Consider the following 26,749-nt stretch of genomic DNA (forward strand, 5'->3'; position numbering starts at 1 on the left):
CGGTACATGCGCCATGTACCGATTGGTACACTCGCGGCGTGGTGAGCACGAACGACACGCGCCCGGAGGGCGGCGCCGGGCGCGGCACGGACCGGGACCGGCGCGCACGGCTGGTGGACGCGGCGGTCGACCACGTCGCGGCCCACGGCATCGCCGACCTGAGCCTGCGCGGCCTGGGCGCCGCGATCGGTGTCAGTCACCGCATGCTGATCCACTACTTCGGCTCCAAGGAGCGGCTGCTCGTGGAGATCGTCCGCGCCTCGGAGCAGCGCCAGCGGGATCTGCTGTCCCGACTGCGCTCGGATCCCGGCCGCTCGCCCGCCGATGCCGCCCGGCTGCTGTGGCGGCAGCTGACGGATCCCCGGCTGGCCGGCCAGGAACGGCTCTTCTTCGAGATCTACGGCCATGCGCTGCGGGGCCGCCCCGAGGCCGTGCCCGTTCTCGACGGACTCGTCACGGACTGGCTGGAGCCGCTCGTGGCCGCCGAGACCGCCGCGGGGGCGGACCCCGCCACGGCCCGGAACCGCGCCAGGCTCGGCCTCGCCACGGTCCGCGGCCTCCTGCTCGACCTGCTCGCCACCGGTGACCGCGCCGGAGTGGACGCGGCGATGGAGGAGTTCCTCCGGCTGTACTACGGCTCGGACTGAAGACCCTGAAAACCTTGAAGACCCTGAAGACCCTGAGGGGCCTGGCGGCGGTGTCCGCCAGACCGCCGCTGGGCCGCCTCGGCACCGCCCCGGGCGGCGTGCGCCTCCTCCGCCGGGGCCGCGTGGCGGCGCTCGTGCGCCTTGGCCGCGCCACCACGCCAGCCGCCGCCGTCGAGGCCGACACGGGATCGGGCAGGATGTCCTCCCCGCCCCTCCCCACGCCGTCGAGGACGCCGCGTGCGGCGGACTCGGCGGAGGCCCCGGGCGCGTCGAGGGCGCGGGCCGGGTCGGCGTCACAGGCGTCCCGCGTGCGCACCGCGCGTCCGGGCCGCACGCTTGGATCATGGCCCCTGACCGACCCGTCGTCATCTACCCGCCCACCGATGACGGCGGCCGCCGCGTCCGCATCGGCGGCCACTTCGTCGGCCTGGCCTACGGGCTCCTGGACGTCGCCGCCTTCCTCCAGGAGGCCGGGCTGCAGGACTGGGACGAGATGGACGTCGCCCGCTCCGCGCTCATCGAGTGGCGCGGCGGCGGCGCGGACGTGTGGGGCCACTGAGCGCCGCGGCCGTTCCCCCCGGAGGGTGCTGCCACGTCAGCGCAGGCGCAGGGCCTCGCGGATCGTCGTGAACAGGTCGGTCTGGTCGGTGACACCGAGGACGCGGTACGCCATCGGGCCCTGGGCGGCGATGCGGACCTCGGTGCCCGTGTGCTCCTGGGAACGGCCCGGGGTGTTGGTCGAGTAGTTGACCTTCAGCTGCTGGCCCTCGTCGGTGACGAGGGTGGAGGACAGGCCGGGCGGGGTGGCCTCCAGCGGGACGATCTGGCTGGTGTGGCCGTGGTCGGCGGTGGTGACCACGAGGGTGTCCGGGTGCTTGGCGGCGTAGTCGCGGGCGACCTTCACCGCACGGTCGAAGGCGGCCGTCTCACCGATCTGGCCGCAGGGGTCCGCGGCGTGGTCCTGCTTGTCGATCGAGGCGCCCTCGATCTGCAGGAAGAAGCCCCGCTCGGAGTGCCTGGACTTCTGCTTGGCCTCCAGCAGCCGGATCGCCGTGGTGGCCGAGTCGGCCAGGCTCGGGGCCGTGGCGGGGCGGTCGGGGTTGGAGGTGACGCAGCGCTGCGGGTCGGTGCCGCCGACCGCGGCCGCCTTGCCGGTCCACTCGACGGGCACGTTGCCGGAGGCGAACAGGCCCAGCACCGGCTTGCCGGCCTTCACGCTCTTCAGGCCCGCGCTGTCGGTGACCACCTGGTAGCCGAGCTTCTGCGCCTGCTGGGAGACGGTCAGGCCCTTGTACCTGCCGTCGGTGACCTTCTGGTCGAAGCGCCGCTTGCCGCCGCCGAGGAGGACGTCGACCCGGTGGTCGACGGACTGCTCGGCGATCGAGCCGGGCCCGCCGGCCGCGATGGTGTCGCCGGGGCAGTTCGCCATGTCGGCCGGACCCTGGCAGGAGCGGTCGGTGACGTGCGAGGCGAGCACGGCCGGGGTGGCGTCGGTGAGCTCCGAGGTCGTCACGCTGCCGGTGGCGTAGCCGTTGCGCTGCGCCAGTTCCAGGACGGTGCGGACGGGCTTGTCGCTGCCCGGCGTCTTGGAGATGCGGCCGTTGACCGTCTTCACCCCGGTGGCCCAGCCGGTGCCGCCGGCGGCGGAGTCGGTGACGTAGTCCGGCGTGCCGTCCTCGTGCACCGCGTACGTCGTGTACGCGCCGGTGAGCGGGAACCTGTCCATGTTCAGCCGGCCGTCGGCACCGACGGTGTAGTCACGGGCGAGGGTGATCTCGGAGTCGCCCATGCCGTCACCGATGAGCAGGATGACGTTCTTCGCCCTCCCGCTCTGGATCGCGTTCTTCGCGTGCTGTGCGCCGTCGAAGGCCCCGGCGACGGTCGTGACGGCGACGGCCGCCGAGGCCGCGGCGACCACGGCGGTGGCGATCGTGAGGTGACGGCGGGTGAGTCTGGGCATCGATGAGGCTCCTTGAGATGTCCGGTGTCCCGCGTCCCGGAGGCGGACGCGGTGACCAACGGCCACCACATCACCAGGCTTCGGCAAAGGGAAAGTAAATGGATGGTCTTGTACGCGCATCCGGGACATGACACGAGCGGAGGTGCGGCGGGACTGCGGCGAGGTGCCTGGAGCAGGCTCGTGCGTTGTGACGTTTCCGCAGTTCAGGGCCGCGTTAACGGTGATGACAACGGTCACCGGTGCAGCCTTTGGAGATTGTGCCCACCGTGCGTTTGACTTCAGATCCGGAAAGCGGCTGCGAGGGGGTAGGCGTACGACATGGAAGATCACGAGCACGGCCACGGTCACGGCGGGGGCGGGCACGCCGGGCACTCGCACGGTGTGTCGGCGGACGCGGACCGGCGCTGGCTGGCCATCGCCCTCAGCCTGATCACGGCGTTCATGGCGGCCGAGGTGGCCGTCGGCATCATCGCCGGCTCGCTGGCCCTGATCTCGGACGCGGCGCACATGCTCACCGACGCGGCCTCGATCGTGCTCGCGCTGATCGCGATGCGGCTGTCGGCGCGCCCGGCCCGCGGCGGCTTCACCTACGGTCTGAAGCGGGCAGAGATCCTCTCCGCGCAGGCCAACGGCCTGACCCTGCTGCTGCTCGGTACCTGGCTGGCGTACGAGGCGGTCCGCCGCCTGATCGAACCGCCGGAGGTGAAGGGCGGTCTGATGCTGGCCACCGCCCTGACCGGCATCGTCGTCAACGTGCTGGCCACCTGGTGCATCTCCAGGGCCAACCGCAGCTCGCTCAACGTCGAGGGCGCCTACCAGCACATCCTCAACGATCTGTTCGCCTTCATCGGCACGGCGGTCGCCGCGCTGATCGTCGTGCTGACGGGGTTCGACCGCGCCGACGCCATCGCCACCCTCGTCGTGGTCGCCCTGATGGCCAAGGCCGGCTACGGACTGGTCCGCGACTCCGGACGGATCTTCCTGGAAGCCGCGCCGGTCGGCTTCGACCCCGACGCGATCGGCGACGAACTGGCCTCCCAGTCGGAGGTGGTGGAGATCCACGACCTCCACGTCTGGACCATCACCTCCGGTGAACCCGCCCTCTCCGCGCACGTCCTGGTCGAACCGGGCGGCGACTGCCACGCCGTCCGCCGCCACCTCCAGCAGCTCCTGCGCGCCAAGCACGACATCGGCCACGCCACCCTCCAGGTCGACCACCTCGGTGAGGACACCGGCGCCGAGGACCTGCTCCAGATCACCTCGCCGCCGATCGAGCCGGCCGAACACTGCGACGACGCCCACGGCCCGGTCCACCGCCCCGGCCCGCACGAACACTGAGGCCCGGGGCGCGGCACGGCGGAACCGGGCGGCGCCGGCCGCCCGGGTGCCGTCCTGTGGTCTCTGTGGCCTCTGTGGCTTCTATGTTCCCGGATGGTCTCTGGCGGCCCTTACGTCTCCGGTCGGCCCTTGCGTCTCCGAGGCCCCGGCGCTCCCTGGTGCCCCGGCCGTCCCTAACGCCCCCGCGGCGGCGCGGAAACCGCGGCCGTCCGCGTACCCTCAGCGTCGTCGGCGCGGCGGGCCGGCTGCCCGACTGCCCGGCCGCAGGTCCCCGCGGCCCGCCCTACCCGGGCCCGTCGCCGCCGGAGCCCTCCGGCAGGAGCGCCTCCAGCGCCATCCTCGTCAACTCGGCCTCCACGGCGTCCCGGTCCGCGACCACGGCCGCCCGGAAGGAACGCCCGGCCAGCAGCGAGACCAGCCACCACGCGGCCGTGGCCGGATCGACGTCCGCCCGGACCTCACCGGTCGACTGCCCGCGCCGCAGCAGGTCGGCGAGCGCGGTGACGAAGTGCCGGTGGACCTGGCGCAGGGCCTCGCCGAGGTCCGGGTCGTGGGCGAGGGCGGTGGCGTCGGCGAACAGGAAGCCGTGGGAGCCGGGCTGGTGGAAGCGGTCCATGTGGGCCGGGTCGAGGAAGGCCGCCAGCACCTCGGGGACGGGCCGGCCCGCGTCGGCGGCCTGGTGCAGGAGCGCGGAGACCGCGTCCGTGACGTGGTCGAGGGCCGCCCGGTACAGCGCCGCCTTGGAGCCGAAGTTCTGGAAGACCACGGGTTCGCTGACGCCGACCCGCCTGGCGATGTCGGAGACCTTGCCGCGCTGGTAGCCGGTCTCGGAGAAGACCGCCGTCGCGGCGGCCAGGATCGACGCGCGCCGTTCGGCGGCGGGCAGGCGGGTGCGGGTGCGCGCGCGGGGGCGGGGCTCGGTCACGAGGCAATCGTATGCCGCCCTTGCCGGATTTCTTAGTCGCGACTAAGTTAGTGCTCGTACTTAGTCGTGACTAAGTTATGGAGGAAGGCCATGTCCCTCGGACGCCTCATGCAGGGCAAGCCGCGCCCGGACACCCCCGGCGTGACCATCGCGACGCCCCGCGCCTACGAACTGTGCGGCGACGTCTGCTTCGCCGGCCGCCGCAAGCGCGCCTTCAGCCGCCTCGCCGCACTCAGCGGCGCCGAGCCGGGCGACCGGGTCCTGGACGTCGGCTGCGGCACCGGCTACCTCACCCGGCACATGGCCGAACGGGTCGGCCCGGACGGCGAGGTGACCGGTGTGGACCCGTCGCCACCGGTCCTGGAGTACGCCCGGCGCAGGAAGCCGCGCCCCGGCGCCGCTCCCTGCGTCTACCGCGAGGGCATCGCGGAGTCCCTCGACCTGCCGGACGCGTCCTACGACACGGTCGTCACCAGCCTGATGCTGCACCACCTCCCGGAGGAGCTCCGCCCCGCGGCACTGCGGGAGATGTACCGCGTCGTGCGTCCCGGCGGGCGGCTGCTCGTCGTGGAGTTCCGGCCACCCACGAGCCGGCTCGGCCGCCGTCTCGTGCACGGCGGAACGGCCCACGCCATGGCGCACAACCGCGTGGACCTGCTGGACGGTGTCATCGCCGGCGCGGGTTTCGAGGTGCGCGGACGCGGGGACGTACGGCCCTGGCTCCATTACGTACAGGCCGCACGGGCGCGGTAGCGGATCCTGTCGCGTGCGACTCCCGCCGCGCGGCCGGTGACAGGTTCCGGACAAAGAGTTGACCAAGTTTCAGATGCTTTCCGTCTTCCCGTGATCGGGTCTCCCGCAACGGTTGTATCCACACCCGTTCGGGAGGATCTGGTGCCACAACAAACCCGCAGAAGACGATGGCTCACAATCTGTGCCATCACCGCCACTGCCGGGCTCGTCGCAATACCCGCAAGCGCAGCGCCCGGTGGCCGGCACATCAGTCCCTTCGGGGCCCGCGCACAGGCGCAACTCGCCGCCGAGCGCGCGCACTCGGCGGGCCACCTCAGCCCCAAGGTGAAGGCCGAGGAGGGAGACAGCGGCGGCGAGGCCGACGAGATAGCCGAGGGCGCCGCCCAGTACGCCGAGGCCCGCACCGCGCCCGGTGTCGTCGCGCCGGGGGCCTACGGCGCTGCCTGGCAGAGCCTGAGCAAGCTGCCGAGGACCGGCGGTCACTGGCGGAACATCACCGACCTGCCCTACAACTCCGACGACCCGCGCTACCGCGACATCGACTCCAACTCCAGCGGCGGCGCGGGCAACGTCACCGGCCGCATGGCCGCGATGGCGGCGGACGACGACGGCTACGTCTACGCGGGCAGCGCCGGCGGCGGCGTGTGGCGCTCGCGCTCCGGCGGCGGCCGCTGGCAGCCCATCAGCGACAGGCTGTCCTCGCAGTCCACCGGCGCACTCGCGCTCGACGGCGCCGGGCGGCTGTGGCTGGGCACCGGTGAGGCGAACACCAACGCGGACGCCTACCTCGGCAGCGGCGTCTACGTGCTGTCCCACCCCCATCACGGCTCCTTCTCCGCGCGCAGCCGGGTCGGCGGCGACGAGCTGGAGAGCACCACCATCCGTCAGCTGCGGTTCGGTGGCGGCAAGGTGTGGGCGGCGACCAGTGAGGGCGTGTGGAGCCACTCCACGAGGAGGCTGAGCGGCGCCTGGAAGCTGGAGTTCGCGCCCAACCCCGACTACCTGCCGGGCGGTTCGAAGGCCAAGGACGCCTCCGCCGCATACAAGAACATCACCAACGACATCGCCGTCGACCCCAAGGACCCCTCGAAGGTGGTCCTCGCGGTCGGCTGGCGCAGCGGCGACGACTACAACGGCTTCTACACGAAGACCGGCGGCAGCTGGCAGCGGATCAGCAGCGGCTTCGGCGACCTGCCGACCGACCCGGGCAACGTGGGCACCGTCACCTTCGCCCAGGCCGCCGACGGCTCGCGCTTCTACGCCATCGACCAGTCGCCCGAGCAGCTGGTGAGCAACCCGGACAGCAACCTGGAGGGCGTCTACAGCGCCACGTCGCCGTTCGGGCCGTGGACGAAGGTCGCCGACTACAAGCAGCTGGCCGCCGACGGCTCCGCGCTGACGGACGCCGGCTACATGCCGGGTGTGCAGTCCTGGTACGACCAGTTCCTGACCGTCGACCCGGCCGATCCCCAGCACGTCTACATGGGTCTGGAGGAGGTCTTCGAGTCCAAGGACGGCGGCGCCACCTGGTCCGCCGTGGGCCCGTACTGGAACTTCCCGTTCCCGTGCTGGAGCATCGACCCGAGCAAGCAGACCGGTGACTGCAACCAGACCACGCACCCGGACCAGCACGGCGTCGCGATCGGCCGCTACCACGGCAAGAGCTTCGTCTACGTGGGCAACGACGGCGGCGTCTACCGGCGCCCGGTCCACGGCTCGCAGGACTCCTCCGGCCACGCCACCGACTGGGCCTCGCTCAACGACGGTTCCATCGACACCCTCCAGTACTACTCGGTGGGCATCGGCAAGGACCCCGGCCACCGCGGCGTCGCCGTCACCGGCGGTCTGCAGGACAACGGCCAGTCGGTGCTGCGCGCCAACGACAAGGTGATGGGCTCCAACTTCGGCGGTGACGGCGGCGACACCCTCACCGACCCCGCCAACGGCTGCAACATCGCCGAGGAGTACGTCTACCTCTCGGTCCAGGTGACCCAGAACTGCGCCGTCAACGACGGCAGTTGGATCGACGACCCGAGCAAGGCGACCTCGTACAACGTCGCCCCGGCCGACAACGCCACCGGTGAGGCCCGCTTCATCGCCCCGCTCGCGGCCGACATGAAGAACAGCTCGGCCTGGGTCGCCGGCGGCCGCCACGTCTGGGTGCAGTCCCACGGCTACGCCATCCGCAGCGGCAGTGAGTGGAAGAGCGTGTACGACCTCGGTGCCGGCCGCACCGCGACCGCCGTCGCGGCCTCGGGCGGCAAGGTCTACGCGGCCTGGTGCGGCCCCTGCAACGAGCAGGGCTTCGCCCGCGGCATCTCCGTCGGCAACGCGGACGGGACCGGCTGGCACGACATCACCCTGCCGGTGAACGGGACCGTGCCGAACCGCTACCTCAGCGGCTTCGCCATCGACCCGAAGAACGCCGACCACGTGTTCCTCACGGTCAACGGCTTCTCACGGCACTGGACCGAGGGCCCCGGGGCCGGCCTCGGCCACGTCTTCGAGTCCACCGACGGCGGTACCACCTGGAAGGACGTCTCGGCGAACCTGCCCGACGTGCCGGCCGACTCGGCGGTCGTCATGGCGAACGGCGGCCTCGCCGTCGCCACCGACCTCGGCGTCGTCTACCGCGCGCCGGGCCGCACCACGTGGCAGCGCCTCGGCTCCCTCCCGGCCGTCGCCGTGCTCCAGCTGAAGCTGGGTCCGGACGGGACGACCCTGTACGCGGCCACCCACGGCCGCGGTATCTACAAGATCAGGGTGTGTGGCCGCCGTTGACGCACCACCGCTGACGCACCACCGATGAACGAGGGGTGATCCCGGTCTCCGGGGTCACCCCTCCCTCGGATACGGCACCACGCTCACGTCCAGCGTGAAGGCGGGCTGCGCGGCACCCGCCACGTCCGGAGCCTTCGCCAGCACGGTGACCTTGGCGCCGCCGCCCCGGGTGCCCGCGCACCGCAGCGCGGCATGGGCGGTGCCGTCCCCGTCCACCCGCCAGCCGGACGCCACGACGAACACCGGCGCCGAACTGTGCACCGCCGTCCACCGCCGGTCGTCGTGGCGGGGTTCGAGGACGACCGACACGACCGTCCCGGGCCGCGCGCACAACCGGCGTTCACGGGCGTCACCGGGGGAGACGGTCACCCGTGCGTGCCCGGCGACACAGCCGCCCGCGGGGCCGGAGGAGGCACCGCCGGGCGCGGATCCGCTCGAGGTGCCGGCACTCGGCGGAGGGGTCGAGGACGGGGCCGGTACCGGCGCGCCGGAGCTGTGCGAGGGCGCGCCACTCGACGGCTCGGCGGAGCGGCCCGGCGACGACCCCGCGCTCGGCGTGCCCCCTGAGGACCCACCGCAGGCGGTGAGGACCACCAGCCCGGCCACCGCCCAGCCCGCAACCCACCAGCGCATACCGACACCTCCCGGCCGCTCGGACGACTGGGACGATGGTCCCACGCCGCCGCACGGACGGTTCCCGTACGGCCGCAAGCGGCGAAGTGAGGCGATGTTCCGCACGGGACCACACGTTCGAAGACGCTTCCCGTCCGCGTGAGCGCCCGGGCGTCCGTCGTCGACGGGCCCGCCTCACGTCCGGGGCGGGTCCATGCGGCCGAGCCAGGCCGTCAGGAGGGCCTCGAGCCGCGCGGCCTCCTTCGGCGTCAGCGTGTCCAGCAGGCGCCGTTCGTTGCGCATGTGCTCGGTGAAGGCCGCGTCGATCAGGTCCCGTCCGGCGTCGGTCAGGGCGACGACGCGGCCCCGGCCGTCGGCCTCGGAGCGGCGCCGGCTCACCAGGCCCGCGCGTTCGAGCCGGTCGAGTCGTTTGGTCATCGCGCCGGTCGTCACCATGGTGTGCTCCGACAGCTCGCTCGGGGCCCGTTCGAAGGGTTCCCCGGCGCGGCGCAGCGTGGCCAGGACGTCGAACTCGCCCTCGCTGAGGCCGAAGCGGCGGTAGACGACACAGAGCTGCTCGGTGAGCAGCCCGGCGAGGCGGTGCAGGCGGCCGATCACCGCCTGGGGGCTCACATCGAGGTCCGGGCGCTCACGAGCCCACTCCGCCTGGATCCGGGCCACATGGTCGAGGTCGTCAGCCATGGCTTCACTATAGCTTCCCGGGAAGCTATATTAACTTCCATGGAAGCTACTTTGCGGTGGACGGCGCTCGCGGCGATCGCTCCGGTGGCCTGGGGCACCAACTACTACGTCACCCACGAGTACCTCCCCGCAGGCGATCCCCTCTACGGAGCGGCGATCCGGGCACTGCCCGCCGGCGTGCTGCTGCTGGCGGTCGCCCGCAGGCGCCCGCACGGCTCCTGGTGGTGGAAGTCGCTGGTCCTGGGCACCCTCAACGCGGGCGTGTTCTTCGTGCTCGTCTACGTCGCCGCCCAGCTGCTGCCCACCAGTCTCGCCTCGACGATCATGGCCACGTCACCGCTGGTGATGATGCTGACGGCCTGGCCGCTCCTCTCCGAGCGCCCGTCCCCACGCCATCTCGCGGGGTCCGGCGCGGGTATCGCGGGAGTGTGTCTGCTGCTGCTGACCGGTGGGACGCGGGCGAGCGCGCTCGGCGTGCTCGCCTCGGTCACCGCCCTGCTGCTTTCCTCACTGGGGTACGTCCTCGCCAAGCGCTGGAGCCGGCAGGTCGACGTGCTCGCCTCGACGTCCTGGCAGCTCATCGCCGGCGGCCTGCTCCTGCTGCCGGTCGCCGTCACCCTCGAAGGCGCGCCTCCGGCCCTCGACGCCCCGGCCGTTCTCGCCTTCGGGTACGTCGCGACGGTGGCCACGGCACTGGCCTTCGCGGCCTGGTTCGCCGCTCTGCGCCGCCTTCCCGCGGCGACCGTGGGGCTGGTGGGGCTGCTCAATCCGGCGACCGGCGTACTGCTGGGAACGGCCGTGGCCGGTGAGACGCTGACCGTGCGCCAGGTGTGCGGGCTCGCCCTGGTGCTGGTGGGGATCCTGCTCGGACGGCCCGCCGGCGAGCGGGCCGGGCGGCGGCGCGCGGCACGCGCGGCGACCGGGGACGCGGCCGCACGCGTGCCGGGGACCGGTGACACGGGCGCGGTGTCCCGCCGGTGAGCCGCCGGCGGCTTGCGGCCCGGCCGTGCGCCGCCGCCTGCTCAGTTCGCCGTGCGCCGCCGCCTGCTCAGTTCGCCGTGCGCCGCCGCCCGCGGGCGCCGCGGTGGGCGCGCGCCAGCAGCCGCAGGGCCGCGAGGACGTCCGGCCGGGCGCCGTGCGCCAGGAGCGCGGCGCCCCTGCGTTCCACCGCCCGCAGCCGAAGGCGCTGCACGCCGATCAGGGCGTCCAGGAACGGCCGGTGTCCGGGTTCCACGAGGTCCGGCAGATCGCCGCAGCCGTCCAGCCCGGCCCCCGCGAGGCGGGCCTGGCCGGCGACCAGGCGCTCGACGGAGGGCAGGTGCTCGCCCGCGCCGCGCGCCAGGTCCTTGACGGTGAGACCGTGCCGGGCCAGGGCGTCACGCGGCACCCCGACCCGCACCTGAGCCACGTCCTCGGACAGGTCCGCCAAGAAGTCGATGCGCTGCATGGCCTCGATCAACGTCCGGCAGCCCGCCGTGAACCTCGACGCGGCCTCGGGCGAGGAGGGTGCGAACAGTGAGGCCGTGAGCATCAGCGCGGGCAGTGAGTACCCGTCCACGTACGCCTGGAAGTCGTCTTCCGTGTCGAACCCGGTCCAGGCCGCCTCCACCGGCGCGCCGTCGAGAAAGGCCCGTACCCGCGCCGTCATGCCCGGATGCCGCCGGGCGGTGTCCGCAAGGGCCCGCAACACGGGCTTCCGCGCGCTGCCCTGATGCCCGAGGGCGGCTGTGACCTCCTGGTCCCAGGAGCGGAGCGCCGCCTGCCGGGCGCTCGGCTCCCCGCTGTCGATGCGCTCGTCCGTCTCGTGCATGAAGGCGACGGCCGTGAAGACGGAGGGGTGCAGCGGCGCGGGAAGCAGCAGCCGGACCGTCAGGTACTCGGCCGGCGCGAAGCGCCGGGCGAGCGCGCGTTGCCTGCCGTAGTCGGCGCGCAGGGAGGGATCACTGATGCCGCACCGGTCCAGGGCGGCCGACCAGCTGCTCACGTCTCTCCTCGCTCCCGGGCCCGTACGGTCGCCACGCGGGAGTCAGCGTATCCGCACCCGGCGCGCCGCCCGGCGGCACCGTCGGCCCGCGCGCCGCTCCCGGTGGGCCGCGCTCCGTCCCGGTTCGGCATCGCCCACCAGGCCCGCGACGGTCAGGGCGGCCCAGCCCAGCGCGGTGAGCGCCGCCACCACGCGACGCGGCCGGCCGGGAAGGGTGCTGCCGAGGAGGACGGCGTCGCCGAGGTCCGAGGCGACGCGCACCGCGGAAGCCGTGGCCAGCGCCCCGCCCCGGGGCGCGACGACCATCGCCAGACCGCCGGCGGCGTCCCGCCACGCCAGGGGACGCACCACCATGGCGGTGTGCGGCCCGACGCCGCCGTGCGGATCGACCAGCCCGGAGGGCCGCGCGATCAGGCCCGGCCGGTACGCCGTCGCCATGCCGTAGGCGAAGGTCGTCGCCCCGATGAGCCTCAGTAGTCCGGTGTGCACGGTGGCCACCTCCGCACGTCGACCGTCTGTGTGCGGGGGCCGAGTACCCGTGCCGGACCTGTGCCATCGTGGCACCCATGGCGGCCGCCCGCCCACGTGCCTGGGAGGCCGCGCCCCGAAGGACTGCGAGCGAAGGACCGCGAGCCGTTCGAGCATCACGACGGACCCGGCCGGCGCCTTGGGCGAGGGGGTGGTGCGGCCGGGGGACGGCCCGCTCGGTGGGACCTTCCGTCGTCCCGGTAGCCTGCATCACCATGATGCGCGTATGGATCTTGCCGGTGGTGCTCGTGCTCGGCGGCTCGGTCGGCGCGGCGGGGATGATCCTCGCGGGCAACCCCGCCGCGGCCGCGGTGATGCTGCTGCTGTTCGTCGCGTTCGCCGGCCTGAACTCGCCGCTGATCTTCCCGAGGCCGATGGGCGCGGTGGAAGCACAGCGGCGCAGCGCGGCCGACGGCCGGCCGGTGGTCTTCTGGCGCCCCGGCTGCGCGTACTGCCTGCGCCTGCGGATGCGGCTGGGCCGGCGCGCCGGCCGGTTGTACTGGGTCGACATCTGGCGTGATCCGGCCGGCGCGGCGGTGGTGCGGGCGGCCAACGACGGCGACGAGACCGTGCCCACGCTCCTCGTGGGAGGCCGGCCCTACGTCAATCCCGACCCCGAATGGGTGCGCGAGCAGCTCTCCCGCTCCGCGTGACCGGCCCGTAGGGCCGGCTCGCGGCCCCCTGCCCGCGTGTCAGCGGCGCCGCCCGGGGAACCCGGGGTCCGCCCGACGGAAGGGTCCCGGTGTTCCAGGGAGGCTCGATGACCGCGCAGTACGACGACGGGGAGGATCCCCTCGCGGGGTACGCCGCCCTCGCCACCGCCTTCACGGCAGGCGTCGCGGGGTTCGCCGCGATGGCCCGCCGACGCGGGGTGAGGCTGCCCGATCAGGTGCCCCCCTGGGACGTCGCCCTGCTGGGCACCGCCACGTACAAGGCGTCCCGGCTGCTGGCCAACGACAAGATCACCAGTTTCGTGCGGGCGCCGTTCGCCCGCCGGCAGGGCGAGGGCGAGGGCCCGGAGGTCATGGACGAGCCACGCGGGCGGGGCGTCCGCCGAGCCGTCGGCGACCTGGTGTCCTGCCCGTTCTGCGTCTCCGTCTGGGCGGCCGGCGCCCTGGGGTGCGCCTACGTCGCCGCGCCCCGGGCCACCCGGATGGTCTGTGCGGGGCTCGGCGCGGTCACCCTGGCGGACTGGCTGCAGTACGCGTGGACGTGGACGCAGCAGACGGCCGAGGAGTGACCCGGCGGGCCGCCGCCCGTGAACGGGGCGGCCGCGCGGGAGGTGACGGGAGCGGTCGGCTCGCCGTCGCCGCGGGCCGAGGGGCGGACTGCCGCCGGACGGCCGGGCCGCTCCACGCCGGCGGAAACAGGCAGTCCGCTCCTCCCGGGCCCCAGGCGCCCGGCAGCCCGGCGCGCGTCTCGGACGGCCGGAGCCCACCTCGTCCCGCACGTGAGCCGTCAGCGGGCCCCGGCCTGCGTCCTCGCGGCTGATGCGTGCTGGGGTGGACTCCCGTCGGCCCCGCAGCCGCAAGGACATTCCCGCGCGGGGTCCTCGCGCCAGGGGACGGCGCGAGCCCACGCGCACAGCGGCCGTCGTCATCGCCGACTTCAGGCGGCGGCCGCTGTTATGTCTTCCCTGGGATCGTGCCGCACGCACCCGTTCGCGGTCAGAAGCTGTGAAAACCCCGGGCGCCGACGGGCACAACGGTGCGCACCGTGTGGCCGGCCCGGCACCGTGGCGGCCGTCCGCCGAAGCTGTGACGATGGCGTACAGGCCCCGGACCCGACGGCAGTGTGGGAGACGACATGCCGATCAGCCGCTTGGGACTCGTCGTGCACGGTGGCCGCCCCGAGGCGGTGGCGGGAGGCCGGACCGTGCGGCAGTGGTGCGCGCGGCACGGCATCGGCTGCACCGACATCGACGTGTGGCAGGGCCAGGGCAGCCGGCGCAGCGGCCGGGACGAAGTGCGCGCGGCCGGCGGCCCCGACCTCGTCGTGACCCTCGGCGGGGACGGCACCTTCCTGCGCGGCGCGCGCATCGCGGCGAAGAAGAACATCAAGGTGCTCGGCGTCGACCTCGGCAAGGTCGGCTTCCTGACCGAGACCGCCGTCACCGAGGTCGAGCGGGCGCTGGACGCCGTGCACGCCGGGCGGTCCGAGTGCGAGGAGCGGATGACCCTCACGGTGCGGGCGTCGAAGCTGCTGGAGATCCCCACCGACATGGAGCGGTTCCTCTGCTACGGCCACGGTCCCGCGCTCCCGCCACCCGCACCGCGGCCCGAGCCCGCGGCGGCCGACGACCGGGGCATCGCGCTGGACGTCACCGCCCTCAACGACGTCGTGGTGGAGAAGCTGGCCCGGGACCACCAGGTCGGCCTGGGCGTCTACATCGCCGGGCGGCTGCTGGCCGCGTACTCGGCGGACGGCGTCGTCATCGCCACCCCGACGGGTTCGACCGCCTACAGCTTCGCCGCCGGCGGACCGGTGCTGTCGCCCCGTATGCGGGCGGTGATCTTCACGCCTGTCGCGCCGCACATGGCGTTCAACCGCACGGTGGTCGCCAACGCGGACGAGCCGGTCACCCTGCGGGTGCTGCCGCACTCGGGGCGCGCCGCGGTGAGCGTCGACGGGCAGCCGCGCGGCGTCCTCGACCCCGGGGACTGGATCGAGGTGACCGCGGCGCCCGAGCCGCTGCGCCTGGTCAGGCTCAACCCCGCCGACTTCTACGGGCGGCTGCGCGAGCGGATGCGGCTGACCGACGCCCCCGCCACGGCCGCGGACGGCGGGGCGCCGCCCCTGTTCATGCCCACCGGACCCGCTCCGGACGGCATCCGCCCGCTCGACGCGCCGCCACCGCCCTGACCGGCAAGCGCGACCGAAGGTCACGTATCGCGTCCGCCTCCGTCAATCCGGCCGGCGGCGCGGTGTCTGTGCGCATGATGGGCTCAGAGCGAGTCGCCTACGACCGGAGGAACGGATGGACATCGGAATCGGCCTTCCCAACACGGTTCCCGGTACCGAACCGGAAAGGCTCCTGGACTGGGCCCGGCAGGCGGAGGAGGCGGGATTCAGCACCCTCGGCACGATCGGCCGGCTGGTGTACCAGGGCTACGAGGAACTGATCGCCCTCGCCGCGGCCGCCGCCGTCACCAGCAGGATCCGTCTGACCACGAGCGTGCTCCTCGCGCCGCTGCACGCCAACGCCGCCCTGCTGGCCAAGCAGGCGGCCTCCCTGGAACGCATCTCCGGTGGGCGCTTCGTGCTGGGCCTGGGACTCGGCGGGCGCGAGGACGACTTCACCGCCAGCGGGCTGTCCACCAAGGGCCGAGGGCGCCGTTTCGAGGAACAGCTTCGCGAGATGAAGCGTGTCTGGGCCGGGGAGGAGCGCGGTGTCGCCGGGCGGATCGGGCCCGCGCCCGTGCGTGAGGGCGGCCCGGAGCTGATCCTGGGCGGCGGGAGCGAGGCCAGTTTCAAGCGGGTGGCCGAGCTGGGCGACGGCTGGATCATGGGCGGCGGCTCACCGGAGATGTTCACCCAGGCCGCGGCCGGTGTGGACGCCGCCTGGCGGGACGCCGGCCGCTCGGGCGCGCCCCGCAAGCTGTCCCTGGCCTACTTCGGCCTCGGCCCCGACGCCCGCGCGCAGGCCGACGGCTACCTCCTGGACTACTACGGCTTCCTCGGCGACGTCGCCGGCCAGATCGCCGGGAGCGCGGCGGTGACCCCGGACATGGTCAGGTCCTACGTCGCCGCGTTCGAGGCGAGCGGCTGCGACGAGCTCATCCTGGTCCCCACCGGTTCGGGGCTCGAGCAGATCGAACTGCTCGCCGAGGCGATCGCCTGACCGGCTCCCGCGGCCGGACCGGTCCCCTCCGGCCGCGGGAGCCGGTGCACCGATGAACGGACGAACGCACCGATCCGCTACGGGAGTCGCTGTGCCGACCGTTCAGGGTGCCTGCACCGCGGCCCCCGCCGCGGCGGTGACGCGCGCCCGCTGTGGCGGAGCGTGCGACTCTGCCAGGTGCGCAGGCCCGCCGTGCGGAAGAAGCCGTGCAGCGTCCTCAGCCGGCGTGCGGCGTGGGGCGTGGGGCGCACCGGCACCGTGTGGTCCAGGTGCCTGCGGGCCCGGCGGTCCCAGTGGTCGCCGTGCAGGTGCGACACGACGATGCCGTCCAGGCGGGGGAGGTCCCCGGGACTCAGGGCCGGTTCGGTCAGGCGGCGGCTGACCAGCCCGTACCCGAGGTGGGCGTGCTGCCCGCGGTGCGGGAAGTCCACTGCCCGGATGCGGCGACGGCGTACTCCTTCGGGCGGGCCACGGTCAGCCCGCCGCGGGCGTGCGCAGGGCCAGCAGGGCCACGTCGTCGTCGTTGCGTTCGGGCCGGACCCGGCGCAGAAGCTGGTCGGTGAACGCGGCGAGGGGACGGTGGACCAGGGCGGCGGCGTGCCGGCGCAGCCGGTCGAGGCCCACGTCGAGGGTGTGGCCGGGATCCTCGATCAGGCCGTCCGTGTACAGCACGAGCGTGGCACCGGGCGGGAGGCTGGCCGTGGCATCGGGCCGGTCCCGGCCGCTTTCGGTGCCGAGGAGGAGACCGTGGCCGTCGGTGAGGTAGTGGGCCACGCCGTCCTCGCCGATCAGCAACGGCGGCGGGTGGCCGGCGTTGGTCCAGGTCAGATGCCACCGGCCGTCGTCGGCGGCCTCGACCCGGGCGAAGATCATCGTGGCCATGGAGACGTCCGTGATGTGCTGGATCGCCTCGTCGAGGCGTTTGACGATCCGGCTGGGCGGTTCGTTCTGGGACCAGGCGTAGGCGCGCAGCATGTTGCGCACCTGCGCCATCCCGGCGGCGGCCTCCAGGTCGTGGCCGACGACGTCACCGATGGCCAGGGCGGTCGATCCGTCGGACAGCGGGAAGGCGTCGTACCAGTCGCCGCCGACCTGGGAGGCGTGCGGCGCGGGCAGGTAGCGTGCGGTCATCTGCAGGTCCGGAACGCCGGGCAGCTGGGGCAGCAGATGGTTCTGCATGGTCTCGGCGACCTTGCGCTGGCGCTGGTAGAGGCGGGCGTTGTCCAGGGCCAGGCCGGCGCGGCGCGCGATGTCCTCGATCAGCGGCAGGTCGGCGGGCGCGAACGGCGTCGGGTTGTCGGAGCGGCCCGCGGTCAGCGCGCCCAGGACCTCGCGGGTGCTGCGGATGGGCGCGATGGCCGCGGAGTGCATGCCGGTCGCGCCGAACAGGTGGCGCTGCTCCACCGCGATGCCCGAATCCGGCGTCCGCTCGTAGGTCTGCGGTCCGGCCAGCGTGGAGGCCACGCCGCGCAGCGCCCTGGACAGCGGCATCTGCGACTGCTGCAGGACCGGCGGCATCGGGCCCTGCAGGTCCTCGCGGTGCACCAGGGTCCCGCCCTCGGCGTGGACCACGGCGGAGCGCCACACCTCGTCGCGGTCGGTGATCAGGTCGACGATCGCCCAGTCCGCCAGCCGGGGCACCACCAGGCCCACCAGCCGGCGCAGTGTCTCCTCGACGTCGAGCGTCGAGGTCAGCTGCGTGGTGGTCTCGGCCAGCAGGGCCAGCCTTTCGAGCTCGGTGAGGGAGGCCTGCGGCTCCGGCGGCGGTTCGCTCTCCGGCCCTGGGTCGGGAGGATGGAAGAGCACGAGCGTGCAGTTGTCGCCTTCGTGGGCGTACGGCGCGATCAGCCAGGAGATGCGCAGCAGGGAGCCGTCCGCCCGCGCGAAGTAGTCCTCCTCGGACTGGGCGGCGCGCCCGGCGTGGAACGCCTGCCGCATGCCGCACTGGGTCCTCGGCAGTGGCCGGCCGTGCGCCCCGCGGTGCAGCAGGTCGTGCGCGTCACGACCGACCATGTGGTCGGCGGAAAGGCCCAGCAGGTCCACGGCGGGGCCGTTGACGGCGACGATGCAGCCCTCCTCGTCCACGACATAGGCCCCGGTCCCGATGGCGTCCAGCACCCGGACGAGGTCGGCTGAGGCCGGCCGCACAGGGCGCTCGGGCAGGGTCTGCGGTTCCTTCCGCCCGGTCATCTTCTCGCCTCCTCGACCATCATGGTGCCGCGGCCCGAGCCCGCCGCGCGCGTCCGCGCGCGCTTCACGTGTGCCCCTTCGGGGGCGGACCGCACGTCACGGAGCCACCCGGATGCCCACGATGCAGGTGTCGTCGTCGGTGTCGGACCTGCTGTGCACCAGCAGCCGGTCCAGCTGCTGGTCCAGGGACGGCTGGACCGCGCGGGCGGCCGTCAGCAGCTGGGCCAGGGACTCCTGCACGGACCGGTCACGGCGCTCGATCAGACCGTCCGTGTACATCAGCAGCGTGTCGCCGACGGCGAGCTGGACCTCGTGCTCCTCGTACGTGGCCTCCGGGACCGCGCCCAGCAGCATCCCCCCGACCAGCGGCAGCGGGGCCGCCTCGGCGCCGCGCACCAGCACGGGCGGCAGATGGCCGGCCCGCGCCCACCGCAGGGTGCGGCGGTCGGGGTCGTACAGGCCGCAGACAGCGGTCGCGGTGAGGGCGCCGGTCAGATGGTGGGCCACCATGTTCAGCCAGGCCAGCAGCTGCCCCGGCCCGGCGCCGGTCACGGCCAGCCCGCGCAGTGCGTTGCGCAGGACGACCATGCTGGTGGCCGCCTCGATGCCGTGTCCGGCCACGTCGCCCACGCACAGCAGGACCAGCCGGGACGGCAGCACCACCGCGTCGTACCAGTCGCCGCCGACCAGATGCTGGGTCTCCGCGGGCCGGTAGCGCACGGCCACCCGCAGCCCGGGCACGGCCAGCGGCGTCTGCGCCGGGGGCATGATCGCGTGCTGGAGCTGCAGGGCGAGGCGGTTGCGCTCGTTGGACTCCTGCTCGGTGTGGGCGAGCTGGTCGCGGGTGGCGGCGAGGGCCACCTCGGTCCAGTGGTGGGCGGAGATGTCCTGGTAGGCGCCGCGTACGGCGTTCAGCTGGCCGTCGGAGTCGAGGACCGGTTCGGCCACGACACGTATGTGGCGGGTGACGCCGTCCGGGCGCTGGAGGCGGAAGGCGGCCGACGTGGGGCGCCGGTGGTGCAGCAGGGTGCGCAGGAACCGGCCGATGGCGACCGCGTCGTCGGGGTGCGCGTGGGAGGCCAGCTCCTCCAGCGGTACCGGGCCGCCGGCGGCGGGCTTGCCGTAGAGGTGGTAGAGCTGCCCGTTCCAGGTGATCTCGCCGGTGAGGAGGTTCTCCTCGAAGCCGCCGATACGGCCCAGCCGCTGGGCGTGCTGCAGCAGGCTCGCCAGCCGGGCCGTCTCGTCCTCGATGCGCCAGATGAGCAGGATGCCGCTGCCGTGCCGGCTGATGTTGATGTCGGCCACCGCCGCCAGCGGAACGTCCTCCACCAGGGCGGTCAGGCGCATCCGGCGGGCCCGGTAGGGCTCACCGGTGGCGTAGACGCGCTCCGCCTGCTCCAGCAGCTCGCTCTGCCCGGCGGCCAGCGGGTACGCCTCCAGCAGCAGGGCGCCGTTGACGACGCTCCGCGGCCGGCCCGCCGGGTCCAGGAAGCGGCTGTTGGCGTGCACGATGCGGAAGTCGACGAGCTCCCCGCCGGCGTCCAGGTGCGGCACGAGCACCAGGGCCGGGTCGTGCAGCCCGTCGGCCAGGTCCATCAGCTCGGCGACGTCCGGCAGGAGGCCCGGACCGGAGTTCCCGCCCGGCCGGTGCGGGGCGCACGTCTCCAGGGTGTGCGCACACAGCTCCGCCAGGGCCTCGACCTGGCGGACGATCGGCGGGGGAGGGGTGTCCAGCGGCGTGGGCCAGGCGATCTCCAGCACGCCGTGGATCCGCCCGCCGGCCCCGGCCGGTACGGCGACCCGGCCGCCGTCGGGGTGGTGGTGCTGGCCGATGGAGGGCAGGCCGGTGCCGGACAGGCTCCTGATCCACTGGCCCGCGCGCTCGGCGAGCCCGCGCCGCGCCACGGTGGTCACACCCGGCGGCACGTGCCGCCAGCGTCCGGCCTCGGCGGCGGAGAACCCGGCGCTGCCCGCCAGGGTGAGCGAGCCGTCGGCCCCCAGGGCCCAGATGGCGACCGCCTCCGCGCCGAGCGGGGTCAGGGCGTGCTCCAGCAGCGAGTCGGCCGCGGCCTGGGCGTCGTGGGCCGCCAGCGCACCGCTCTCGGCGGCCCGCAGGCGTACGGCGGAGGCGCGGCCGTCCGGGGAGTCGGCGGAGCCGGCCGGCGCCGCGGTGGCCGCGAGGAAGGCGGCGGTCACCTCCGAGAGCCGGTCGCGGGCGGCCTGGTTGATGACCTCGACCGCGAACTCCAGCGGCGTCACCCCGGCCTGCTCGGTGAGTTCGGCGAGCTGCCGCGCGGCCTGCGCGGGCCCGCACCCCAGCCGCTCCACGAGGATGCCCTTGGCCAGCTCGATCAGGGCGCGCCCGTCCGCCTCGGCCTGCGCCGCCTGCACCTCGCGGCGCAGCCGCTCCACGGTCGCCGCGAGCCTGCCGACGGGGGACTGCTGCCCGGGGCCGTCCGGCCCGCCGCAGGGGGGCGCGGGCTGCGCACCCGCGGTGGCCGTGGCCGCTTGCGGGTCGGGCGGTTGACGGAGATCACTCACGGTCTGCCAGTTCCTTGGCTGGTACGTCCGGGGACGTCACGAGGTCGGCGGGTGGGCGCGCGGTACGGCGCCCGGTCACGCGGGCAGCCAGTGCCGGACGCGGGCGATGAGATCGCCGGTGTCGACCGGCTTGGTGATGTAGTCGTCCGCCCCGGACGCCAGGCTCTTCTCCTGGTCGCCCGGCATCGCCTTCGCGGTCACCGCGATGATGGGCAGCCGCGCGTAGCGGGGCATGGAGCGGATCTCCTCCGTGGCGGCGTAGCCGTCCATCTCCGGCATCATCACGTCCATCAGGACCAGGCAGACGTCCGGGTGCCCGAGCAGCATCTCGATGCCCCTGCGGCCGTTGTCCGCGTGCAGGACCTGGAAGCCGTGCAGTTCCAGCACCCCGCTGAGGGCGAAGAGATTGCGGGCGTCGTCGTCGACCACGAGGACCTTCCGGCCGCGGAAGGAGTCGTCCACGGGCTGCGCGGGCGGCTGCGGCTCCTCGGCGCGCACCAGCGTCAGCGCGTCACCGGGCTGCTCGGCGGACAGGTGCAGGGTGATGCGCTCGCGCAGTTCGTCCAGGCTGGAGAGGAAGTCCAGCGGCCGGTCGCCCGCGCGGGAGCGCAACGCCTGCTCCTGGGCCAGGTCCACGCGGTGCCCGGTGTGCACGAGGACGGGCACGCCGGCCAGGGCGGAGTCGCCGTGCAGGGCCGCGAGGAAGTCCGCGCCCCCGTCGTCGGGCGTACCGAGTTCGAGGACGACGCAGTGGCAGGGTTCGGCCGCCAGCGTGCTCGCCGCCTCCTGGGCCCCGACGGCGGTGATGATGTCGATCACCCCGTGCGGATCGTCGTGGCCCTGCGCGAGGTCGGCGACGGCACGCTCGGCGACGAGGCTGAGCAGACCGCGCGGCCGCTCCTCGATGACCAGCAGACGGCGCCTGCGGCGCTCGGGCGCGGGCCCGGCGAGCGCCCTCGGCGGCCGCGCCGCCTCGGAGGCGATCACGGCGTGCGGCGGCTGTGCCGCTTGACCGCTCGCGTCCAGCAGGTCCTCGTAGTCCTCGCGTGCGACGGGCAGATAGAGCGTGAAGGTGCTGCCCTGGCCGGGGCTGCTGTCGACGGTGACGGCGCCGCCGAGCAGCTGCGCGATCTCCCGGGTGATGGACAGGCCGAGCCCGGTGCCGCCGTACTTGCGGCTGGTCGTGCCGTCCGCCTGCTGGAACGCCCCGAAGATCGACTCCAGTTGCTGCCGGGGGATGCCGATGCCGGTGTCCTTGACCCGGAACGCCACCACCGGGCCACCGCGGTGCACACCCGGCGGCACCTCACGGTCGGCGGCGGGCTCGATCCGCAGCTCCACACCGCCCTGCTCGGTGAACTTCACCGCGTTCGACAGCAGGTTGCGCAGGATCTGGCGCAGCCGGGAGTCGTCGGTGAGCAGGTCGGCGGGGGTGCCGGGCGCGGTGGCCACGGTGAAGTCCAGGCTCTTCTGCGTCGTCATCGGCCGGAACGTCGCCTCGGCGTACTCCAGGAGCCGGCCCAGCGGGACCCGCTCGGGGGCGACGTCCATCTTGCCGGCCTCGACCTTCGACAGGTCGAGGATGTCGTTGATCAGCTGGAGCAGGTCCGAGCCCGCCGAGTGGATGATGCCGGCGTACTCGACCTGCTTCGGGGTGAGGTTGCGCGAGGGGTTCTGGGCCAGCAACTGGGCCAGGATCAGCAGGCTGTTGAGCGGGGTGCGCAGTTCGTGGCTCATGTTGGCCAGGAACTCCGACTTGTACTTGGAGGCCAGCGCCAGCTGCTGTGCGCGGGTCTCCAGTTCCTGCCTCGCCTGCTCGATCTGGAGGTTCTTGGCCTCGATGTCGCGGTTCTGCGAGGCCAGCAGCGAGGCCTTCTCCTCCAGCTCGGCGTTGGAGCGCTGCAGTTCGTCCTGCTGGACCTGCAACTCCTCGGACCGGGCCTGGAGTTCCGCGGTCAGGCGCTGCGACTCGCCCAGCAGCTCGTCGGTGCGGACGTTGGCGACGATGGTGTTGAGGTTGACGCCGATGGTCGGCATCAACTGCGCGAGGAAGTCCTGGTGGATCTGGGTGAACCGGGTCAGCGAGGCGAGCTCGATGACACCGAGGACCTGTTCCTCCACGACGATGGGCAGCACCACCAGGGCGCGGGGCACCGCCCGCCCGAGGCCGGAGGAGATGGTGACGTACCCCTCCGGCAGCTCCTCGACGGTGACGGGACGGCGGTTGCGCGCCGCCTGGCCGACCAGGGAGTGGCCGACGCGGATGCGGGCGGGCCGGTCGGCGTCCTCGGGACCGCCGTACGAGCCCACCAGCCGCAGTTCGGGTCCGCGCCCGGTGTCCTCGGCGAGGTAGAAGGCGCCGTACTGGGCCGAGACCAGGGGTGTGAGCTCGTCCATGATCAGCTCGGCGACGACGGGCAGGTCCCGGTGGCCCTGCATCAGGCCGGAGATGCGGGCGAGGTTGGTCTTGAGCCAGTCCTGCTCCTGGTTGGCCCGGGTGGTCTCGCGCAGGGACTCCACCATCGAGTTGATGTTGTCCTTGAGCTCGGCGACCTCACCGGACGCCTCCACGGTGATCGAGCGGGTCAGGTCGCCCTCGGCGACGGCGCTGGCCACCTCGGCGATCGCGCGGACCTGCCGGGTGAGGTTGCCGGCCAGTTCGTTGACGTTCTCCGTCAGCCGTTTCCAGGTGCCCTCGACGCCCTCCACCTCGGCCTGGCCGCCGAGCCGTCCCTCGCTGCCGACCTCGCGGGCGACGCGGGTGACCTCGGCGGCGAACGACGACAGCTGGTCGACCATCGTGTTGATGGTGGTCTTCAGCTGAAGGATCTCGCCGCGGGCGTCGACGTCGATCTTCTTCGACAGATCGCCGCCCGCGACCGCGGTGGTCACCAGGGCGATGTTGCGGACCTGCCCGGTGAGGTTGTTGGCCATCGAGTTGACGTTGTCCGTCAGGTCCTTCCAGGTGCCGGCCACGTTCGGCACCTGCGCCTGGCCGCCGAGCCGTCCCTCGGTGCCGACCTCGCGGGCGACGCGGGTGACCTCGTCGGCGAACGCGGACAGCGTGTCGACCATCGTGTTGATCACATCGGCGAGGGCGGCGACCTCGCCCTTGGCCTCGACGGTGATCCTCTGCGAGAGGTCGCCGCGGGCGACGGCCGTGGCGACCTGGGCGATCGAGCGGACCTGCCCGGTCAGGTTGGACGCCATCACGTTGACGTTGTCGGTCAGGTCCTTCCAGGTCCCCGACACGCCCCGCACGGTCGCCTGGCCGCCGAGGTTGCCCTCCGTGCCGACCTCGCGGGCCACGCGGGTGACCTCGTCGGCGAAGGCGGAGAGCTGGTCGACCATGGTGTTGATGGTGTTCTTGAGTTCCAGGATCTCGCCGCGGGCGTCGACGGTGATCTTCTGGGAGAGGTCGCCCTGCGCGACCGCGGTGGCCACCTGGGCGACGTTGCGGACCTGCGCGGTGAGGTTGCCGCCCATGAAGTTCACGGAGTCCGTGAGGTCGCGCCAGGTGCCCTTCACACCCTTGACGTCGGCCTGGCCGCCGAGCCGTCCCTCGGTGCCGACCTCGCGGGCCACGCGGGTGACCTCGTCGGCGAAGGCGGAGAGCTGGTCGACCATGGTGTTGATGGTGTTCTTGAGTTCCAGGATCTCGCCGCGGGCGTCGACAGTGATCTTCTGGGAGAGGTCGCCCTGCGCGACCGCGGTGGTCACCTGGGCGACGTTGCGGACCTGCGCGGTGAGATTTCCGGCCATGAAGTTGACCGAATCCGTGAGGTCGCGCCAGACACCGCCCACACCGGGCACCCGCGCCTGCCCGCCGAGCCGTCCCTCGCTGCCGACCTCGCGGGCGACGCGCGTGACCTCGGCGGCGAACGACGACAGCTGGTCGACCATGGTGTTGACGGTCTCCTTCAGCTGAAGGATCTCGCCCCGCGCGGGCACGTCGATCTTCTGCGACAGGTCGCCCCTGGCAACCGCCGTCGCCACCTGCGCGATGTCACGGACCTGCGTGGTCAGGTTGCCCGCCATGGCGTTGACCGAGTCGGTCAGATCCGCCCAGGTGCCGGAGACGCCGGGCACCTGCGCCTGGCCGCCCAGCGTGCCCTCGGTGCCCACCTCCCGGGCCACCCGCGTCACTTCCGACGTGAACACGGACAACTGGTCGACCATGCCGTTGAAGACCGTGGCGATGTCGCCGAGCAACCCGTCTCCGTCGGACGGCAGCCGGGTCCCGAAATCACCGTCCCGTACCGCCGTCAGCCCGGCCAGCAGCTGCCGCAGCTCCTGCTCGCCGGGGGTCTGCCCCCGGACGTCCGTCGAACTGCCGGCCATGCGCACCCTCGTTCCGCTCCCCAAGAGCCCCCGCCCGGGGGACTCGGAACCGAGACGGAGCCGTAAAAGCCCCGCTCACCAGCGGCAATCCCACGGTCGGTGGAGATGCCGGATGAGAAATCGATCGCAGATTAACCCAGTTGTGTCCGGCGACCAAAGCCTGCCGTGAGGGTTGCGACGCGGCGGGGAAACGGAGTCGTGAAGGCGGCATGGGCAGGCGGGCCAGGGGTACTCGGCATGGTTCGGCCGCGGGGTGCCGTCGCCGCCCCCGTCACTCCGTGAGCGCCTCCTCGACAGTGGCGTGGCAGCTGACGAGGCTGTCGAGTCCCACCAGTTGCACGGTACGCAGAACGGCGCCCCGCACCCCCGCCAGGCGCAGCCACCCGCGCGCGCCACGCATGGCCTGATGGGCGGCGATCAGTGCGTTGACACCGCTGGAATCCATGAACGTCACCCGGCTCATGTCCACGACGACCCGGTGCGGCTCAGTGGGATCCGCCACAGGCATGGCCCGGGTCAGGGCGCCCACGCTCTGGTAGTCGACCTCTCCGTCGAGGCCGAGCACGGTGATGCCGTCGATATCGGTGCTGACCACGGACAACTGCCCGCGCCCCACTGTTTCCCGGTTGTCTGCCACTCGCGTCCTCTGCGCACTCGGTCCGGCTGCGTCACGTCACTGGTGGGCGACGGTCGCCCCTCTGCTGCCAACAATTGCCCCGGGATCCCGAGTGCGATGCACGAACGGGCGATCCTGTGTACCGGGGAACAGGAGTAACGCGCACATTGCGGGGTAATCGCGCCGCCATGAACGGGGTAATGCAGACGACCGGCACAGCGCCAGTTCCGCCCGAGGAGAGTTCCCGCATGCCGGATACCGCACCTGCCGACGTGTCCATCGCTCTGGACGGAGCCGACGGCTGCATCGCGGGCGCGCGTGACCGGACGCTGGACTTCCTGCACCGGGCCAGGGCCGACAACGGGCTGCCGGTGTCGGCCCGCGCCATGGACCTGGCACAGCTGGTCGTCAGCGAACTGGTCACCAACGCGCTCAAATACGCGCCCGGACCGGTGCTGCTGCGCCTGCGCATCGCCGACGGGGCGGTGGAGATCGAGGTGTGGGACTCCGATCCGACGCTGCCGTTCGCCCGCGCCGCCGACAGGGAGCGGGTGGGGCAGCACGGTCTGGAGATCGTCATGGCGGTGGTGCGGAGTTTCGAGGCACGGCGGGAGGCCGTGGGCAAGCGCCTGACCGTCCGGCTCGCCCTGACCGGCGATCCCGGCGATCCGCTGGGCTCCTTCGGCGACTGACACCGGGCCTTCCTCACACGCGGGGGGCCGACCGCCGGACGCTCCGCGCCGTTCGGCGGTGCACGCGACGGGCACCCGGCGGACGACCACCGCGCCGTGAACGACCGGACGATTCCGCGGAGGCCCTGGGACGATTCCGCGGAGGCCCCCGGACGAGCGAGGACACACCGTCGCGGGCCGAGGGCCACCACGACGAGCCGCCGAGAGAACTCCGCTGGGGCTGGCCGCCCCGCACCACACCCTCCAGGCGGGGGAGAACGCGACGACGAGGCCGACGCGGCCGGCGGAGAGGGGCAGG

General features: G+C 73.2%; 21 protein-coding genes and 1 pseudogene. 11 read left to right on the forward strand and 11 right to left on the reverse strand.

From position 1 onward, the window contains the following. Window positions 1-38: 38 nt before the first annotated feature. Both ACJ9NR_RS35785 and ACJ9NR_RS35790 read left to right on the forward strand, forming a co-directional pair. The gene (locus ACJ9NR_RS35785; protein WP_412492449.1) at window positions 39-647 is read left to right on the forward strand and encodes a TetR/AcrR family transcriptional regulator; all 609 of its coding nucleotides are present in this window, start codon (window positions 39-41) and stop codon (window positions 645-647) included. A gap of 343 nt (window positions 648-990) precedes the next feature. Beyond that, on the forward strand, window positions 991-1,206 hold the full coding sequence (locus ACJ9NR_RS35790) for a hypothetical protein (protein ID WP_412492450.1): 216 nt from the start codon (window positions 991-993) through the stop codon (window positions 1,204-1,206). A 36-nt stretch (window positions 1,207-1,242) separates the two neighbouring features. Here the strand turns inward: ACJ9NR_RS35790 and ACJ9NR_RS35795 are convergent, their stop codons facing one another. Next, window positions 1,243-2,607, reverse strand: a complete 1,365-nt coding sequence (locus ACJ9NR_RS35795; protein ID WP_412492451.1) for an alkaline phosphatase — start codon at window positions 2,605-2,607, stop codon at window positions 1,243-1,245. Between the two features lie 318 nt (window positions 2,608-2,925). On the opposite strand from ACJ9NR_RS35795, the gene ACJ9NR_RS35800 reads away from it, so the two are divergent. After that, a complete protein-coding gene (locus tag ACJ9NR_RS35800) occupies window positions 2,926-3,945 on the forward strand; it encodes a cation diffusion facilitator family transporter (protein ID WP_412492452.1) in 1,020 nt (339 codons plus the stop codon). Window positions 3,946-4,228: 283 nt separating this feature from the next. Here the strand turns inward: ACJ9NR_RS35800 and ACJ9NR_RS35805 are convergent, their stop codons facing one another. Then, the gene (locus ACJ9NR_RS35805) at window positions 4,229-4,870 is read right to left on the reverse strand and encodes a TetR/AcrR family transcriptional regulator (RefSeq protein WP_412492453.1); all 642 of its coding nucleotides are present in this window, start codon (window positions 4,868-4,870) and stop codon (window positions 4,229-4,231) included. Between the two features lie 90 nt (window positions 4,871-4,960). Between ACJ9NR_RS35805 and ACJ9NR_RS35810 the strand changes: the two genes are divergently transcribed. Together ACJ9NR_RS35810 and ACJ9NR_RS35815 are read left to right on the forward strand one after the other, a co-directional pair. After that, a complete protein-coding gene (locus ACJ9NR_RS35810; RefSeq protein ID WP_412492454.1) occupies window positions 4,961-5,623 on the forward strand; it encodes a class I SAM-dependent methyltransferase in 663 nt (220 codons plus the stop codon). A gap of 141 nt (window positions 5,624-5,764) precedes the next feature. Then, window positions 5,765-8,404 (forward strand): WD40/YVTN/BNR-like repeat-containing protein, encoded by a 2,640-nt coding sequence (locus ACJ9NR_RS35815; protein WP_412492455.1) that lies wholly within the window; start codon window positions 5,765-5,767, stop codon window positions 8,402-8,404. A 54-nt stretch (window positions 8,405-8,458) separates the two neighbouring features. Here the strand turns inward: ACJ9NR_RS35815 and ACJ9NR_RS35820 are convergent, their stop codons facing one another. Continuing rightward, on the reverse strand, window positions 8,459-9,037 hold the full coding sequence (locus ACJ9NR_RS35820; RefSeq protein ID WP_412492456.1) for a hypothetical protein: 579 nt from the start codon (window positions 9,035-9,037) through the stop codon (window positions 8,459-8,461). 174 nt (window positions 9,038-9,211) lie between these two features. Then, window positions 9,212-9,718: a MarR family winged helix-turn-helix transcriptional regulator gene (locus tag ACJ9NR_RS35825; protein ID WP_412492457.1), complete on the reverse strand. Its 507-nt coding sequence runs from the start codon at window positions 9,716-9,718 to the stop codon at window positions 9,212-9,214. Window positions 9,719-9,757: 39 nt separating this feature from the next. Here ACJ9NR_RS35825 and ACJ9NR_RS35830 point away from each other — a divergent pair, with 39 nt between their 5' ends. Next, window positions 9,758-10,699, forward strand: coding sequence for a DMT family transporter (locus ACJ9NR_RS35830; protein WP_412492458.1), 942 nt, complete (start codon window positions 9,758-9,760; stop codon window positions 10,697-10,699). A 67-nt stretch (window positions 10,700-10,766) separates the two neighbouring features. Here ACJ9NR_RS35830 and ACJ9NR_RS35835 read toward each other — a convergent pair whose 3' ends face one another. Then, window positions 10,767-11,702 (reverse strand): phytoene/squalene synthase family protein, encoded by a 936-nt coding sequence (locus ACJ9NR_RS35835; RefSeq protein ID WP_412492459.1) that lies wholly within the window; start codon window positions 11,700-11,702, stop codon window positions 10,767-10,769. Window positions 11,703-11,744: 42 nt separating this feature from the next. After that, window positions 11,745-12,191 carry a hypothetical protein gene (locus ACJ9NR_RS35840; protein ID WP_412492460.1) on the reverse strand — a complete coding sequence of 149 codons (447 nt, stop codon included), beginning with the start codon at window positions 12,189-12,191 and terminating at the stop codon, window positions 11,745-11,747. Window positions 12,192-12,445: 254 nt separating this feature from the next. On the opposite strand from ACJ9NR_RS35840, the gene ACJ9NR_RS35845 reads away from it, so the two are divergent. The 4 genes from ACJ9NR_RS35845 (at window position 12,446) to ACJ9NR_RS35860 (ending at window position 16,071) form a co-directional block, all read left to right on the forward strand. Further along, complete coding sequence (locus ACJ9NR_RS35845) at window positions 12,446-12,883, forward strand: glutaredoxin domain-containing protein (RefSeq protein ID WP_412492461.1); 438 nt, start codon at window positions 12,446-12,448, stop codon at window positions 12,881-12,883. Between the two features lie 107 nt (window positions 12,884-12,990). Then, on the forward strand, window positions 12,991-13,470 hold the full coding sequence (locus tag ACJ9NR_RS35850) for a DUF1360 domain-containing protein (protein WP_412492462.1): 480 nt from the start codon (window positions 12,991-12,993) through the stop codon (window positions 13,468-13,470). 566 nt (window positions 13,471-14,036) lie between these two features. Continuing rightward, a complete protein-coding gene (locus ACJ9NR_RS35855) occupies window positions 14,037-15,092 on the forward strand; it encodes an NAD(+)/NADH kinase (protein ID WP_412492463.1) in 1,056 nt (351 codons plus the stop codon). Between the two features lie 115 nt (window positions 15,093-15,207). Next, window positions 15,208-16,071: an LLM class flavin-dependent oxidoreductase gene (locus ACJ9NR_RS35860; protein ID WP_412492464.1), complete on the forward strand. Its 864-nt coding sequence runs from the start codon at window positions 15,208-15,210 to the stop codon at window positions 16,069-16,071. Between the two features lie 155 nt (window positions 16,072-16,226). On the opposite strand, the pseudogene ACJ9NR_RS35865 reads toward ACJ9NR_RS35860, so the two are convergent. The 5 genes and pseudogenes from ACJ9NR_RS35865 to ACJ9NR_RS35885 all read right to left on the reverse strand — a co-directional run. Continuing rightward, window positions 16,227-16,499, reverse strand: a pseudogene (locus ACJ9NR_RS35865) (MBL fold metallo-hydrolase); the annotation flags it as partial. Window positions 16,500-16,545: 46 nt separating this feature from the next. After that, window positions 16,546-18,261 (reverse strand): SpoIIE family protein phosphatase, encoded by a 1,716-nt coding sequence (locus tag ACJ9NR_RS35870; protein WP_412492465.1) that lies wholly within the window; start codon window positions 18,259-18,261, stop codon window positions 16,546-16,548. Window positions 18,262-18,357: 96 nt separating this feature from the next. Beyond that, window positions 18,358-20,802 (reverse strand): SpoIIE family protein phosphatase, encoded by a 2,445-nt coding sequence (locus ACJ9NR_RS35875; protein WP_412492466.1) that lies wholly within the window; start codon window positions 20,800-20,802, stop codon window positions 18,358-18,360. 75 nt (window positions 20,803-20,877) lie between these two features. Then, window positions 20,878-25,143, reverse strand: a complete 4,266-nt coding sequence (locus tag ACJ9NR_RS35880; RefSeq protein WP_412492467.1) for a HAMP domain-containing protein — start codon at window positions 25,141-25,143, stop codon at window positions 20,878-20,880. Between the two features lie 271 nt (window positions 25,144-25,414). After that, a complete protein-coding gene (locus ACJ9NR_RS35885; RefSeq protein WP_412492468.1) occupies window positions 25,415-25,738 on the reverse strand; it encodes an STAS domain-containing protein in 324 nt (107 codons plus the stop codon). Between the two features lie 269 nt (window positions 25,739-26,007). On the opposite strand from ACJ9NR_RS35885, the gene ACJ9NR_RS35890 reads away from it, so the two are divergent. Continuing rightward, on the forward strand, window positions 26,008-26,451 hold the full coding sequence (locus ACJ9NR_RS35890; RefSeq protein WP_412492469.1) for an ATP-binding protein: 444 nt from the start codon (window positions 26,008-26,010) through the stop codon (window positions 26,449-26,451). Window positions 26,452-26,749 lie beyond the last annotated feature (298 nt).

The sequence above is a fragment of the Streptomyces sediminimaris genome (genome assembly GCF_047049295.1).
Lineage (GTDB): Bacteria > Actinomycetota > Actinomycetes > Streptomycetales > Streptomycetaceae > Streptomyces > Streptomyces sediminimaris.